The organism is Variovorax sp. R-27 (assembly GCF_049913215.1).
Taxonomy (GTDB): Bacteria; Pseudomonadota; Gammaproteobacteria; order Burkholderiales; family Burkholderiaceae_C; genus Variovorax.
The window spans coordinates 5,054,278-5,068,290 of record NZ_CP183984.1 but is presented as its reverse complement, the minus strand read 5'-3'; the positions used below and the strand labels follow the sequence as shown (position 1 = coordinate 5,068,290).

At 66.3% G+C, this 14,013-nt stretch carries 11 protein-coding genes; 2 read left to right on the top strand and 9 right to left on the bottom strand.

What is annotated here, in order from left to right:
• Positions 1 to 12: 12 nt before the first annotated feature.
• The 7 genes from ACN9MV_RS23720 to ACN9MV_RS23690 form a co-directional block, all read right to left on the bottom strand.
• The gene (locus tag ACN9MV_RS23720) at positions 13 to 1,413 is read right to left on the bottom strand and encodes an amidase (RefSeq protein ID WP_426389758.1); all 1,401 of its coding nucleotides are present in this window, start codon (positions 1,411 to 1,413) and stop codon (positions 13 to 15) included.
• Positions 1,414 to 1,417: 4 nt separating this feature from the next.
• Complete coding sequence (locus ACN9MV_RS23715) at positions 1,418 to 2,911, bottom strand: ABC transporter substrate-binding protein (RefSeq protein WP_426389757.1); 1,494 nt, start codon at positions 2,909 to 2,911, stop codon at positions 1,418 to 1,420.
• A 48-nt stretch (positions 2,912 to 2,959) separates the two neighbouring features.
• Positions 2,960 to 3,775: an ATP-binding cassette domain-containing protein gene (locus ACN9MV_RS23710; RefSeq protein ID WP_093083041.1), complete on the bottom strand. Its 816-nt coding sequence runs from the start codon at positions 3,773 to 3,775 to the stop codon at positions 2,960 to 2,962.
• On the bottom strand, positions 3,772 to 4,767 hold the full coding sequence (locus tag ACN9MV_RS23705; protein WP_426389754.1) for an ABC transporter ATP-binding protein: 996 nt from the start codon (positions 4,765 to 4,767) through the stop codon (positions 3,772 to 3,774). The genes ACN9MV_RS23710 and ACN9MV_RS23705 overlap by 4 nt, the downstream gene beginning before the upstream one ends.
• A 5-nt stretch (positions 4,768 to 4,772) precedes the next feature.
• Positions 4,773 to 5,654: an ABC transporter permease gene (locus tag ACN9MV_RS23700; protein ID WP_426389753.1), complete on the bottom strand. Its 882-nt coding sequence runs from the start codon at positions 5,652 to 5,654 to the stop codon at positions 4,773 to 4,775.
• A complete protein-coding gene (locus ACN9MV_RS23695; protein WP_097198480.1) occupies positions 5,651 to 6,601 on the bottom strand; it encodes an ABC transporter permease in 951 nt (316 codons plus the stop codon). The genes ACN9MV_RS23700 and ACN9MV_RS23695 overlap by 4 nt, the downstream gene beginning before the upstream one ends.
• Before the next feature lie 174 nt (positions 6,602 to 6,775).
• Positions 6,776 to 7,858 (bottom strand): tartrate dehydrogenase, encoded by a 1,083-nt coding sequence (locus ACN9MV_RS23690; protein WP_093058883.1) that lies wholly within the window; start codon positions 7,856 to 7,858, stop codon positions 6,776 to 6,778.
• 349 nt (positions 7,859 to 8,207) lie between these two features.
• On the opposite strand from ACN9MV_RS23690, the gene ACN9MV_RS23685 reads away from it, so the two are divergent.
• Both ACN9MV_RS23685 and ACN9MV_RS23680 read left to right on the top strand, forming a co-directional pair.
• Complete coding sequence (locus tag ACN9MV_RS23685) at positions 8,208 to 9,635, top strand: sensor histidine kinase (protein WP_426389750.1); 1,428 nt, start codon at positions 8,208 to 8,210, stop codon at positions 9,633 to 9,635.
• A 31-nt stretch (positions 9,636 to 9,666) separates the two neighbouring features.
• Positions 9,667 to 10,524 carry an aldo/keto reductase gene (locus ACN9MV_RS23680; RefSeq protein ID WP_426389748.1) on the top strand — a complete coding sequence of 286 codons (858 nt, stop codon included), beginning with the start codon at positions 9,667 to 9,669 and terminating at the stop codon, positions 10,522 to 10,524.
• A gap of 7 nt (positions 10,525 to 10,531) precedes the next feature.
• On the opposite strand, the gene ACN9MV_RS23675 is transcribed toward ACN9MV_RS23680, so the two are convergent.
• Entirely contained in the window at positions 10,532 to 12,022 is a 1,491-nt protein-coding gene (locus ACN9MV_RS23675; protein ID WP_093058880.1) for a nucleobase:cation symporter-2 family protein, read from the bottom strand.
• 202 nt (positions 12,023 to 12,224) lie between these two features.
• Positions 12,225 to 13,997: an EAL domain-containing protein gene (locus ACN9MV_RS23670; RefSeq protein WP_426389746.1), complete on the bottom strand. Its 1,773-nt coding sequence runs from the start codon at positions 13,995 to 13,997 to the stop codon at positions 12,225 to 12,227.
• Positions 13,998 to 14,013 lie beyond the last annotated feature (16 nt).

Below are 14,013 nucleotides of genomic sequence, written 5' to 3'. Positions count from 1 at the left end.
CCTTGCGACCGGTCACTTGGGTTCCGGCCAGGGGTGTTGTGCTTCGCGGATCTGCTCGAAGGCGCGGCTGAACTGCAGCACGCCCAGGTCGTCGAAACGGCGCCCGGCAATCTGCAGGCCGATGGGCAGGCCCTCGGCCGAGTAGCCGCAGTTGATCGAGGCGGCAGGCTGCTCCGACATGTTGTAGGGCACCGTGAAGCCGATGTGCTCCAGCGGCAGCATCGGGTCGTTGGTCGGCGAGGCATGGTCCGCCGGCGCGGGCATGTTGGGCGACACCGGCGATATCACGAAGTCGTAGCCCTTGGTGGCGGCAACGGTGGCCGCGCGCGTGGCGATGAACTGGCTGTAGGCGTCGAAGATGTGCGCGCCCGAAAAACCGGCCGCGCTCTCGGCCCAGTCGCGGATGTACGGCAGGATCTTCGCGCGCTTCTCCGGCGTCATCGCCTGCATGTCGATGCACGAGCGCATGCGCCAGAAGTGGTCCATGCCCTGCAGCATCTTCGGCGTCATGAAGGGCTTGATTTCTTCCACCAGCGCGCCGGCCGCCTCGATGCGCTTCGCAGCGCGGCGCACCGCCTCCGCGATCTGCGGGTCCAGCGGCAGTCCGCAGCCCGCGTCCATGTGCAGCGCCACGCGCTTGCCCTTGATGAACGACGGGTCGACTTCGAAGGTCGTCCAGTCGATGCCCGGCGCCGGCAGTTCCGAATAATCGCGGTCGTCGGGCTGTGCGACCGAGGCCATCATCAGCGCCGAGTCGGCCACCGTGCGCGTCATCGGTCCGGCGCAGCGGCCCATGTAGGGCGTGCTCAGCGGAATGCGGCCGAAGCTGGGCTTGAGCGTGTAGATGCCGCACCAGCTGGCCGGCAGGCGCAGCGAGCCGCCGATGTCGGTGCCCACGTGCAGCGGGCCGTAGCCTGCGGCAGCCGCTGCACCGGCACCCGCGCTGGAGCCGCCCGGCGTGCGTGACAGGTCCCACGGGTTGCGCGAGAGTTCATGAAAGCTCGACAGGCCCGACGACAGCATGCCCAGGTCGGGCATGGTGGTCTTGGCGACCAGCACCGTGCCGTCTTCCTTCAGGCGTGCGGCGGGCGGGGAGTCCTGCGTCATCGGCACGAGGTCGTAGGCGGCGGTGCCCAGCGGCATCGGGTCGCCTTCGGTCGCGAGGTTGTCCTTGATGGTCACGGGCACGCCGTCGAGCGTGCCGCGCGGCTTGCCGGCCAGCCAGCGCGCCTCGGAGGCGCGGGCCTGTTCGAGCGCAAGCTCGGGGCGGAAGAGCCAGGTCGCGTGCAGCTCGGGTTCGTAGGCCGCAATGCGCTCGTTGACCGAGCGCACCACTTCCACCGGCGAGAGCTCCTTGCTGCGGTAGGCCGCGTGCAACTCCTGCACGCTCAGGGAGTACAGGGGCCTGGTCATCGCATCAGCTCCACGAGATAGCGGCCAGGTCGTTCACCACGATCGGCATGCTCGGCCACAGGCCCTTCACTTCCTTGCGTGCGATGGTCGGGAACACCGCCTGGTACAGGAAGCCGTTGACCGCATCGGTTGCCAGCTGGCGCTGGGCCTCGGCCAGCAAGTCGGCGCGGCGCTTCTTGTTCTCTTCGTTCTGGATGCTGACGAACAGGTCGCGGAACTTCTTCGAGTCGTAGCCCCAGTAGTAGTCGGGCTCGGTGTACTTCACAAGGTCGAAGGGCTCCACGTGCGCGACCATGGTCAGGTCGAAGTCGTGCGCGCCGCCGAAGGTGCCGCTGAGCCACTGGGCCCACTCGACGTTCTGGATCTTCACGTTGATGCCGATCTGCGCGAGCTGCGCCGCGATCATCTCGCCGCCCTGCCGCGCATACGAGGGCGGAGGCAGCTGCAGGCGCAGTTCGAGCGGCGTCTTCACGCCAGCCTCGGCCAGCAGCTTCTTCGCTTTCTCGATGTCGTAGGGGTTCATCGCCGTGGTGTCGATGAAGCCCGGCGCGCCGAGAGCGTAGTGGCTGCCGATGGGCCTGCCGAAGCCGTCCGCCGCGCCCTGGACGATGGCGTTGCGGTCGATGGCCGCGAGGATGGCGCGGCGCACGCGCACGTCGTCCAGCGGCTTCTTGCGGTTGTTGATGGTCAGGATCACCTTGCCGCGCGTGCCGACCTCGATCACCTGGAAGCGCGGGTTGCCCTTGAACTGGCTTACCGAGCGCGTGCCCGCGCGCGGGAAGATGTCGATGTCATTCGACAGCAGCGCGGCGGTCTGCGCGGCCGTGTCAGACATGAATCGGAAGACGAATTTCTCGGTCTTCGCAAGATTCGGGTCGCGATACGTCGGCGATTTCACCAGCGTGCACGAAGCGCCGCGCTGCCATGCGCTCAGCTTGTACGGGCCGGTGCCTACCGGCGCAGTGACGTTGGTCTCGGCGCTCTTGGGCTCGACGATGCAGGCGGTCGATTGCCCCAGCATGAACGGCAGGTCGGGGTTGGGCAGCGTGCTGTTCACGCCCACCATGTACTCGTCGAGCACCACGGTGCCGATCTCGCTGAAGAAGCGCTTGTCCTTGTTGGTGCTCTTGGCATTGCCCGCGCGGTCGAACGAGAACTTCACCACCGACGCGTTGAAGGGCTGGCCGTTCTCGAAGCGCACACCCTTGCGCAGCTTGAAGACGAAGGTCTTCATGTCGGGCGACGACGTCCAGCTCTCGGCCAGCATCGGCGTGACCGAGCCGTCGGCGTTCACCTTGGTGAGCGTCTCGAAGATGTTGTACTGCGTGATCTCCGCGATGGCCGATGCGGCGCCGCTCGTCGGGTCCAGGCCTGGCGGTTCGAGCGGCATGCCGATCGTCAGCGTGTTCTTGCCGGCCTGCGCGCGCGCCTGGGGCAGGAAGACACCCGGGATTGCCGCGGCCATGGCGGAAGTCATGAGTGTGCGTCGCTTCAACATTCGATAGTTCCTGGAGGTGAGGGTGGAGGAAAAGAAAGCCTTGCCCGGCTAGCGGGACGGCGTGTGCAGAACGGCGGAAAGCAGGGTGCGCGTGTATTCGTGCTGGGCGTGCTGGAACAGGTCGGCCGGGCGGCCTCGTTCGACGATGCGGCCCTTGAAGACCACGCAGACCTCGTCGCACAGATGGTTGACCACCGCGAGGTCGTGACTGATGAGCAGATAGCTGATGCCGAACTGCTGCTGCAAGTCCTGCATGAGGTTGAGCACTTGCGCCTGCACCGACACGTCGAGCGCGCTGACGGGTTCGTCGGCGACTATGAGCTTGGGGCGCGTGATGAGCGCGCGGGCAATCGCGATGCGCTGGCGCTGTCCGCCCGAGAACTCGTGCGGGTACTTGTCCATGTCTGTTGTGCGCAGGCCGACCGCTGCCAATGCTTCGGAAGCACGCTCGCGCTGCACCGAGCGGCTGGTCTCGGCCAGTGCTTCGAGCGGCTCGGCGACGATGCGTGCGACCGTCTGGCGCGGGTCGAGCGAGCCGTAGGGGTCCTGGAACACCATCTGGAAATCGCGCCGCGCGGTGCGCAGCTCGGCCTTGGGCAGCGCATGCAGGTTGCGGCCTTCGAGCGAGACAGTGCCGGAGGTAGGCGTGTCGAGCGCCATCACAAGGCGCGCGATGGTCGACTTGCCCGAGCCCGATTCGCCGACGATGCCCACGCTCTTGCCGGCCTGCACCTCGAAGCTCACGCCGTTGAGCGCCTTGACGGTGGGCGGGGGGCCGAAGAGCTTTTCGCGCGGCAGCGCGTAATGGCGGTAGAGGTTGTTCACGGCCAGCAGGGGCTGGCCGGCGGTGATGGGCTTGCTCATGCGGTGGCCGCCTTGGCATTCAACGCGGCGATTTCGCCCAGGCGCAGGCAGCGCACCGTGTGGTCGTTCGGCAGCATCGTGGCTTTGGGTCGCGTGCTCTGGCACAGGTCGATGGTGTGGGCGCAGCGGCCGGCAAAGGCGCAGCCGCGCGGCATGTCGACCAGCTCGGGCACGCTGCCGCGAATGGTCGGCAAGCGGCCGGCGCGCACTGCGCCGATGGCGGGCCGCGCAGCGAACAAGCCGCGTGTGTAGGGATGTGCACGGCCGGCAAAGACCGTGTCGGTCGGGCCGCTCTCCACTGCGCTGCCGCCGTACATCACGAGCATGCGCTGCACGCTGTTGGCGATCACGCCGAGGTCGTGCGAGATCAGGATCAGCGCCATGCCCATTTCCTTGACCAGGCCCTGGATCAGGTCGAGCACCTGCTTCTGGATGGTCACGTCGAGCGCGGTGGTGGGCTCATCGGCAATCAGCAGGTCGGGCCCGCAGGCAAGCGCCATGGCAATGCCGATGCGCTGGCGCTGCCCGCCGGAGAACTGGTGCGGGTAGGCGTCGAGGCGAGACGCCGCATCGGGAATGCCCACGCGGTCGAGCAGGCTCAGTGCTTCCTTGCGCGCCTGCGCCTTCGTCAGCCCGCGATGCAGCTGCAGTGGCTCGCCGACCTGGCGCGCGATGGTGTGCACCGGGTTCAGCGCAGTCATCGGCTCCTGGAAGATCATGCCGATGCGGTTGCCGCGGATCTGGCACATCTGCTTTTCGGGCAGGCCGACGAGCTCCTGCCCGTCGAGCTTGATGCTGCCCGCGACCTTGGCACTCGATGGCAGCAGGCCCATGAGCGACATCACGGTGATCGACTTGCCGCAGCCCGATTCGCCGACGATGCCCAGCGTTTCGCCGCGCTCGAGCGAGAACGAAATGCCGCGCACGGCCTGCGCCGGCCCACGCTGGGTCTGCAGGCCGATCTGGAGGTTGTTGACTTCGAGGAGGGGCATGGCGCTTACCGGGCTCTGGCGAGGCGGGGGTCGAGCAAGTCGCGCAACCCGTCACCAAGGAGGTTCAGCCCGAGCACTGCGAGGGCGATCGCCATGCCGGGGAAGACGGCCAGCAGCGGCTGCTGGAACATGAGGGTCTGCGCCTCGCTGAGCATGCGACCCCACGAGGGTTGCGGCGGCTGCGTGCCCAAGCCGAGGTAGGAGAGGGCGGCTTCGGCCAGGATGGCGATGGCGAAGCGGATCGTGATCTGTACGATCAGCACGGCCGAGATGTTGGGCAGCACGTGCTGCATGGTGATCGCGAACGGGCCCTTGCCGCAGGCGCGTGCGGCGGCCACGTACTCGCGCGACCAGATTGCGTTGGCAGAAGCCCGTGTGATGCGCGCGAAGGTCGGGATGTTGTAGATGCCGATGGCCACGATGGCATTCACGATGCCGGCTCCGAACACGGCGGTCATCATGATGGCCGACAGGATCGCAGGGAAGGCCAGCGTGAAGTCCGACAGCCGCATCACCGCTTCTTCGACCCAACCGCGTTTCGCAGCCGCGAGCAGGCCCAAGGCGGTGCCGACCACCAAGCCAATACCGACTGCGATCACGCCGACGAGGATGGACGCGCGCGCACCGACCAGCAGCAATGAAGTCACGTCGCGGCCGAACGCATCGGTGCCGAGCCAGTGCGAGGCCGAAGGGGCCTGCATCTTGTTCGGCATGTCCATCGCATAGGGCGACCAAGGCGTCCACACGAAGGACACGAGGGCGGCCAGGAGCAGCAGGGCGGCAAGCACGCCGCCGATGACGAAGCTGCGGTGCTTCAGCGCGCGGCGCCAGAAGCCCGGCACCTTGAGCGCCGCGGCGCTTGGGCTTGGAATAGCTAGGGTGCTCATATGTCGCTGGCCTTGATGCGCGGGTCGATCACGGCATACAGCACGTCGACCACGAAGTTCACGATGACCACCATGGCCGCCAGCAGCATCACGCAGTTGCGCACCACGATCAGATCGCGGTTGCTGATGGCCTGGAAGATCAGCCGGCCCAGGCCCGGCAGGTAGAACACGTTCTCCACCACGATGGTGCCGGCCAGCAGCTCGGAGAACTGCATGCCCATCACGGTGATGACGGGGATCATGGCGTTGCGCAGCACGTGGGTCCACAGCACCGCGCGCTGCGAGACACCCTTGGCGCGGGCAGTGCGCACGAAGTCTTCGCGCATCACTTCGAGCACGGCCGAGCGCGTGATGCGCGCGAGGATCGCGGCTTGAACGACGGCGAGAGACAGCGCCGGCAGCAGCAGCGACTTGATGCCCGCGAAGATGCCTTCGCCCCATCCCTCGAAGCCGCCTGCGGAGAACCACTGCAGCTGTACGGAGAACACGAGGATCAGCAGGATGGCGAACCAGAAATTCGGGATCGCGATGCCGACCTGGGCCATGCCCATCAGGCCGACGTCGCCGAGCTTGTTGTGGCGGGCAGCGGCCGTAACGCCGACGAGCAGCGCGATCACGACGGTGAGTGCCATCGCCAGCATGGCGAGCGGCACGGTGAGCGCGAGGCGCTCCAGGATCAGGTCGAGCACCGGCGAGCTGTAGGCGTAGCTGTCGCCGAGGTTGCCGGTGAGCAGGCCGCCTATCCAGTGCCAGTAGCGTGTCCACGCCGGCAAGTCGAGGCCCAGCTTGGTGGCCAGCGCTGCGACGGCTTCAGGAGAGGCATCCGGTCCCATCAGCATCTGCGCTGCATTGCCCGGAAGAATCTCCAGCACCAGGAACACGATGATCGATGCGCCCACCAGGGTGCCGATGAGCGTCAGTGTGCGTTTCAGCAGGAACAGGCCCATTTCAGTGACTCCGCTCTGCGTTGTGTCGTTGGGTGTTCTTGTTCAGGGCGAGTGCGAATGACACCGGGTACTCCCCTCCGCGAATGTCCCCCGCCTTCGGCTCCTCCTTTATTTCGCTGCGGGGAGCACCCGGTGCCATTCGCACATGAGCGTGCCTTGAACAAGAGCGAGATTTCATGCCGAGATGCAGCTAGCAATCGCGCGGCCGACGTCCACAGTCGAAGCAGTGCCGCCCATGTCGCGAGTGCGCGGACCTTCGCTCAGCACAGTCTCGATGGCCGAGATCACCGCAGCCGAAGCCTCTGCGTACACGGGGTCGTTGTTGCCCAGATGGTCGAGCATCAGCGCGGCCGACCAGATCTGGCCGATCGGATTGGCGATGCCCTTGCCCGCGATGTCGGGCGCCGAACCGTGCACCGGTTCGAACAGTGAGGGGAATTTGCGTTCGGGGTTCAGGTTGGCCGAGGGCGCGATGCCGATGGTGCCGGTGCAGGCCGGGCCCAGGTCGGAGAGGATGTCTCCGAACAGGTTGGAAGCCACCACCACGTCGAACCAGTCAGGGTGCTGCACGAAATGCGCGCACAGGATGTCGATGTGGTACTTGCTCGTCGCCACGTCGGGGTAGCGCGTGGCGATCTCGGCCAGGCGCTCGTCCCAATAGGGCATGGTGATCGAGATGCCGTTCGACTTGGTGGCGGCCACCAGGTTCTTGCGCTTGCGGCGATTGGCGAGCTGGAACGCGTAGTCGATGATGCGGTCCACGCCGGTGCGGGTGAACACGGCCTCCTGGATTGCCATCTCGCGCGGCGTGCCTTCGAACAGGCGCCCACCCACCGAGGTGTACTCGCCCTCGGTGTTCTCGCGCACCACCAGAAAGTCGATGTCACCGGGCTTGCGGTGCGCCAGCGGGCCAGGCACGCCGGGCATCAGGCGCACGGGGCGCAGGTTCACGTACTGGTCGAAGTCACGGCGGATCTTGATGAGCAGGCCCCACACGGCAATGTGATCGGGCACCTTGTCGGGCGCACCCACCGCACCGAAATAGATCGCGTCGTGGCCCTGGATCTTGTCGGCCCAGTCGGCCGGCATCATCAGGCCGGTGCGCACATAGTGGTCGGAGCCCCAGTCGAAGTGGTCGTACGAGAAATCGATGCCGAAGCGGCGACCGACCGCATCGAGTACGCGCAACCCTTCGGGCATGACCTCGACGCCGATGCCGTCTCCGGGAATGACGGCAATCCTGTGCTTTTTCTGCATTGACTCAACCTGTTCCAAGTTCGTTTCGTTCGGTGCACCAGCGCTCGTGACGCAGGGCTTGCCAAAAAATTCTAGAAGCGAGAACCGGGCCTGAAGAGGGGGTTGGCACTCAAATGGTATTGACAAAATCAGAAGGCAAAGCGGAATGCCTTCAAAGGAGATTCCGAGAATTCCTTGTCATTAAATTGACTTTGACTTCAGAAAATTAGAAGGCGAAGAGCATCCGCGACCGACCGCTTGCCGGCTCCGACAACCGGTTCATGAAGGTTTTCTGAAGCCCTCGGCGCGGGCGTGCCGGATACTCCACGCGCTTGCGATGCGCTCCGCAGAGACCGCCGCCTGGAGGACCATGAATCTTTTGCCTGTCGCCATGACGGCGCTTGCCCGGCGCTGGAAGCGGTGGTTGCAGCCCTCGCTGCTGCGGCGCCTGCTGCTGGCGCAGATCGCAGTGGTCGTGCTGCTGTGGGGCGCCATCCTGGCGCTGTTCCTGTACGACTCCAACCGCGTGACGGATCTGGTGCGCTACGACAAGATCTTTGATAGCGTCATCACGATTGCGCAGAACCTCGCGGCCGACCCCGCCCGTCAGCAGGAGGCCCTGAAGGCCTTCGACATGGCGCTGCTCGAAACCTCGGGTGACTTCAGTTCGGAGACGGACAAGGCGCCCGTCATGCAGGTGTGGCAGCGGGGGCGGCTCATCTTCAACTCCACAGCTGCCGCGCCGGTCATGCACACGGCAGTGCCGGGTCGGGTGGAGAACGTGCGCGTCGGCGAGCGCGTGTGGCGCGCACGCATGATGACTTCGCCGGGGCTCGACACCCGCGTGCTGCTGGCCGAGCCGAAAGTCCTGCGTTTCAGCTTCACCGTCGACCACCGCAGCTACTACCTGCTGCCGCTGGCCATCAGCCTGCCGTTTCTCGTCTTTCCGGCGTGGCTGTCGGTGCTGTTCGCGCTGCGGCCCTGGCGGCAGGTAACGCAAGAGACTGCCGAGCGTGGCCCGGCCGATCTGACGCCGCTGAGCTTCGAACCGCGGCACAAGGAACTGCAGCCGCTGGTGCGCAGCATCAACGGCCTGCTGCGCAGCGTGCGCGACCGGGCATCGCGCGAGCGCGTGCTGATCGCCGATGCAGCGAATGAACTTCGCACGCCGCTCGATGCGATGCGCGTGAATGTCGAAGCGCTGAAGGAACAGACCGCCGACGCGGGCCAGCGCGAACTCATGATCAACCTGCTGCGCAGCAACGACCGCGCCGCGCGGCTGGTGGGCCAACTGCAGCAGTTGATGCGCAGCGACGAGATGCCGCAGGACGCGGTGCCCACGCGGCTCGCGTTCGATGCGCTGGTGCAGGAGCGCATCCCGTTCGTGGAAGACCTTGCACGCGTGCGCGGCATCGGGCTGGACTTCGTGTCCGAAGGCGCGGTGCTGGTGTTCGGCGAACGCGAGAGCCTGATCTCGATGGTGAGCAATCTCATCGAGAACGCCATCAAGTACAGCCCGGATGGCGGCACTGTCACCGTGCGCGTTGTGTGCGAACCGGAATCGGCGAAGGCCGTGCTGCGCGTGACGGACCAGGGGCCGGGCATTCCGCCGGAGCTGCGCGAGCGCGTGTTCGACCGCTTCTTTCGCAACCCGGACCAGACGCAGTCGGGCAGCGGACTGGGGTTGGCGATCGTTCGTTCGGTGCTGAACAAGCATGGCGGCCGGATCGAACTGGCAGCCGGTGAAGACGGGAGCGGCCTGCTCGCGACCGTGTGGCTTCCGTTGTCGACGGGCTGACAGGGCCTTGCGTCCCCCGTACCATGGCCCGATGCGAACACTCCAACTCCCCACCGGCGGCGAGATGCCGGTCCTCGGTCTCGGCACCTGGCGCATGGGCGAAAACGCGGGGCATCGCGCGGCCGAAGTGAAGGCGGTGCGCGAGGCCATCGCGATCGGCTACCGCCTCATCGACACCGCCGAGATGTACGGCGAAGGCGGTGCCGAAACCGTCCTGGGCCAGGCCATCGGCGAGGCCTTGCGTGCGGGCGACGTGCGGCGTGAAGAGCTCTTCGTCGTCAGCAAGGTCTACCCGCACAACGCCAGCAGGCGCGGCACGCGCGATGCCTGCGAGCGCAGCCTGAAGCGGCTGGGGCTCGACGCCATCGATCTCTACCTGCTGCACTGGCGCGGCAGCCATCCGCTGAGCGAGACGGTCGCGGCAATGCATTCGCTGGTGGCAGACGGGCGCATAGCCCACTGGGGCGTGAGCAACTTTGACACCGACGATATGGAAGAGCTGGCGCAGGCCGTGGGCGATGGCCCGGAGTGCGCAGCCAATCAGGTTTACTTGTCGCTTGGCGAGCGCGGCCCGGAGTTCAGCCTGCTGCCCTGGCTGCGCGAACATGGCATGCCGCTGATGGCCTACAGCCCGATCGACCAGGGCGCGCTGGCCGAAGACGATGGGCTGGGCGAATTGGCCGAGCGGCTCGGCGTGACGGCCGCGCAACTGGCGCTGGCTGCGGTGATCGCGCGGCCCGGCGTGGCGGCGATTCCGAAGGCGGTGCGCAGCGCGCACCTGAAGGAGAACCTGGCGGCAGCGGAGTTGAAGCTCGATGCGGCAACTCTCGAAGAACTCGACCGATTGCACCCACCGCCGCGGCGCAAGGGGCCGCTGGCGATGATCTAGCAAAGGCTCAGTGGGCTTCGGCCTGCTTGGCCGCAGCAATGACGGCTTGCTCGTCGTGCTTCGCACCATTGAGGAACAGGTTCAGCAGCACAGCCGCAATCGACGCCAGCAAGATGCCCGACTCGATCAGCGAGTGAATGGCATGCGGCATCCACTGCTTGAAGTTGGGCGCAATCAGCGGAATCATGCCGACGCCAATCGACACCGCGACGATCATCGCGTTGTGGCGGTTGGTCTTGAAGTCCACGCCCGACAAAATGCGGATGCCGGTGGCCGCCACCATGCCGAACATCACGAGGCCCGCACCGCCGAGCACCACCGTGGGCAGCGACTCGACCAGCGCGGCCATCTTCGGCAGCAGGCCCAGCACGATCAGGATCGCGCCGCCGGCCACGCACACATAGCGGCTCTTGATGCCGGTGACGGCCACGAGGCCCACGTTCTGCGAGAAGCTGGTGTACGGAAAGGTGTTGAAGATGCCGCCAATCAGCGTGCCCAGGCCGTCGGTGCGCAGGCCGCGGGCCAGGTCCTTCTGGCTGATCTTGCGGTCGGTCATTTCACCGAGCGCGAGGAACATGCCGGTCGATTCGATCATCACCACGATCATGATGAGCGTCATCGTCAAGATCAGGATCGGGTCGAACTGCGGCATGCCGAAGTGAAAGGGCAGCACGATGTCGACCCACGCGGCCTTGCCCACCTTCTCGTAGGTCATGAGCCCGGTGATCGAGGCCACCACGGCGCCGATCACGATGCCGAGCAGCACCGAGATGTTGGCGATGAAGCCCTTGGCGTACTTGACGATCAGCAGGATCGACACCAGCACCAGCGCAGCCACGCCGAAGCCCGACAGGTCAGCGTACTTGGGGTTGGGCACGGTGGGCATGATCGCGAAGCCCTTGGGCACGGCGGGAATGGAGCTGCCGGGCGAAGTCACTTCGGCCAGCCACTTTGCATAGACCGGGTCGACCAGCGCGGGCGCCGTCGGGCCCACGGGGTTGCCGAAGATCCAGTTGATGCCTACGCGCATCAGGCTGATGCCGATGACCGCGATGATGGTGCCGGTGACCACTGGCGGAAAGAAGCGCAGCATTCGGCTCACCAGCGGCGCGATCAGTATCGACACCACACCCGCGCCGATGATGGCGCCGAACAGCAACTGCGCGCCGTTCTGGCCGGGGTTGGCATTGGCGATGGCGACCATCGGCGCGACCGACGCGAAAGTCACGCCCATCATCACCGGCAGCTTGATGCCGAAGAACTGCGTGGCGCCCAGCGCCTGGATCAGCGTGGCGATGCCGCAGCAGAAGAGGTCGGCCGAGATCAGCAGCGCGACCTCGTCGGGCGTGAGCTTGAGCGCGCGCCCGACGATCAGCGGCACCGCGACGGCGCCCGCATACATCACCAGCACGTGCTGCAGGCCGAGGGCCGCGAGCTTGCCCGAAGGCAGGCGCTGGTCCACGGGATGGACTGTTGAGAGAGAACTGTCGGCCGTCATCGTTGGGCTCCTGCTGCGGCGAGAAGGAAGGTGGGCGACACGGCTTGGCATGCGCACACCCCGTTGTGTACGCCAAACTGTATACAACTTATGCAACAATCCAGACTCTGGAAAACCCGCATCCGCGCAGGGGCCTCGCCGGGTGGTCAAGGCCGCAAGACTGTCGCCGGCCGCCGGGACCATCGACGCATGAATCCCTGCGCTATGCGCGCGGCCGGGCCTCGCGCACCGTGAGGCCCGAGGCCGCCTGCTTGGCATCGTGCTTCGCAATGGCCGCTTCGCTCGCCACATCCTCGGCATGGCTGAACATTCCCGGCGGAATGCGCACCGCGCCGATGGACAGCGTGGAGAAGGGCGTGAACCGGACCACGCCATGCCGGTCCTCGCCTTCGATGCCACCGGACTGTCTTTCCGCTTCGTCGTAGAGGCCGGGCGCCTGCCGGTTGAAGTCGTCGATCAGAGCGGTGCAGCGCCGGTGCCAGTCAGGGCTCTGGAACAGCACCAGGAAGTCGTCGCCGCCGATGTGGCCGACGAAGTCGCGATGGGCGTCTGCATGCTGCGTCGCCAGTCGCGCGAGCAGCAAAATCATTTCGTCGCCGCGCCAGTAGCCGTAGTGGTCGTTGAACACCTTGAAGTTGTTCAGGTCGGCATAGCAGGCAGCAAAGTCGGCACCGCTGTCGAGCAGGCGCGCAATGTGGATGTTGATGGGGATGTTGCCCGGCAATGAGGTCAGCGGATTGGCGTGCCGGGCGGCCTCGATGCGCGCCTCGGTCACGGCGCGCACGAGCTGGTCGCCCGTGCCCAGGCCGACGTAGCGCTTCTTCTCCGTGACGATGAAACCTTCGCTCAGGTAGCGCTGGTCTTCAGACATCAGGATGCCGAGCAGGCTCTCGACGTTCTCCTCGCGCTCCACGATGCGCGGGGTGCTGCTGCCGTAGGCCAGGCAGGGGCGGCGGCCATGGACCTCGCGGAAGTACATCCGCGCGTAGTCGTTCATGAACGACTGCCGGTTGATCAGCGAGACGGGGGTGCCCTTGTCGACCACGGCGAGCGCATGCAGCTCGGGGTGCTTCTGGAAGATTGCGGAGACCTCGTCGATCGGCGTCTGCGGGCTGAGCGCAGGCGCCTGGATGACCGACAGGCTGCGCAGCACGTTGGGCTGCGACGGTTGCGACGCGTGCGGCATCACGGCGATGCGGGTGTCGCGGATGGTGGCCGCCATGGGCTCGGGCAGCGCCGGCTGCAACGCTGGCGTCGGCCGGCCGAACAGGTAGCCCTGGCCGTGGGCAATGCCGAGGTCGCGCAGCACGTGCAGGTCCTTCGCGTCTTCCACGCCCTCTGCAATGAGCTCGGTGCCCAGCGCGTTGCCGAAGCCGACGATGGCGCGCACCAGCGCCACGCTCTGCGGGCTGTTGGCGATGCCCTGGGTGAGCAGCTTGTCGATCTTCACGAAGTCTGGCTGCAGGTCTTTCCAGCGCCGCAGGTTGGAATGGCCTTCGCCGAAGTCGTCGAGCGCGACGCGTGCGCCAAGCGCATGCAGCGTCTCGACCGCACGCCCAAGCGCCTCGGGGCTGCCGGTGGCCCGCTGCTCGGTGAGCTCCACGGTCACGTCGCGGGCGCTGACGTTGTGGTGCGCGAGCATGCGTTCGAGCCAGCACGCCGTGCCCGCGCCGCCCATGGCCGCGACCAGCGCGTCGGCGCTCATGTTCACGAACAGCCGGCCCGCATCGGGCAGGCGGCCCCACTGGGCGAGGATGACTTCCACGCACAGCAATTCGAATTCGGTCAGCCGCGACTCGGCCGCGGCAAGTGCAAGCAGCGCCTGCGGGCTGTGGAGCGGGGTGCCGGTCGGTCCGCGAATGAGGGCTTCATGGCCGAAGACCGTGCCCTTGCGCAGATCCACGATGGGCTGGAAGAAGGGCGAGATCGCAGGAGGCGAGGCAGGGGTGGCGTTGGGCCGTGTTTGCCGGGGCATGCTGTGGAAGTTGTTC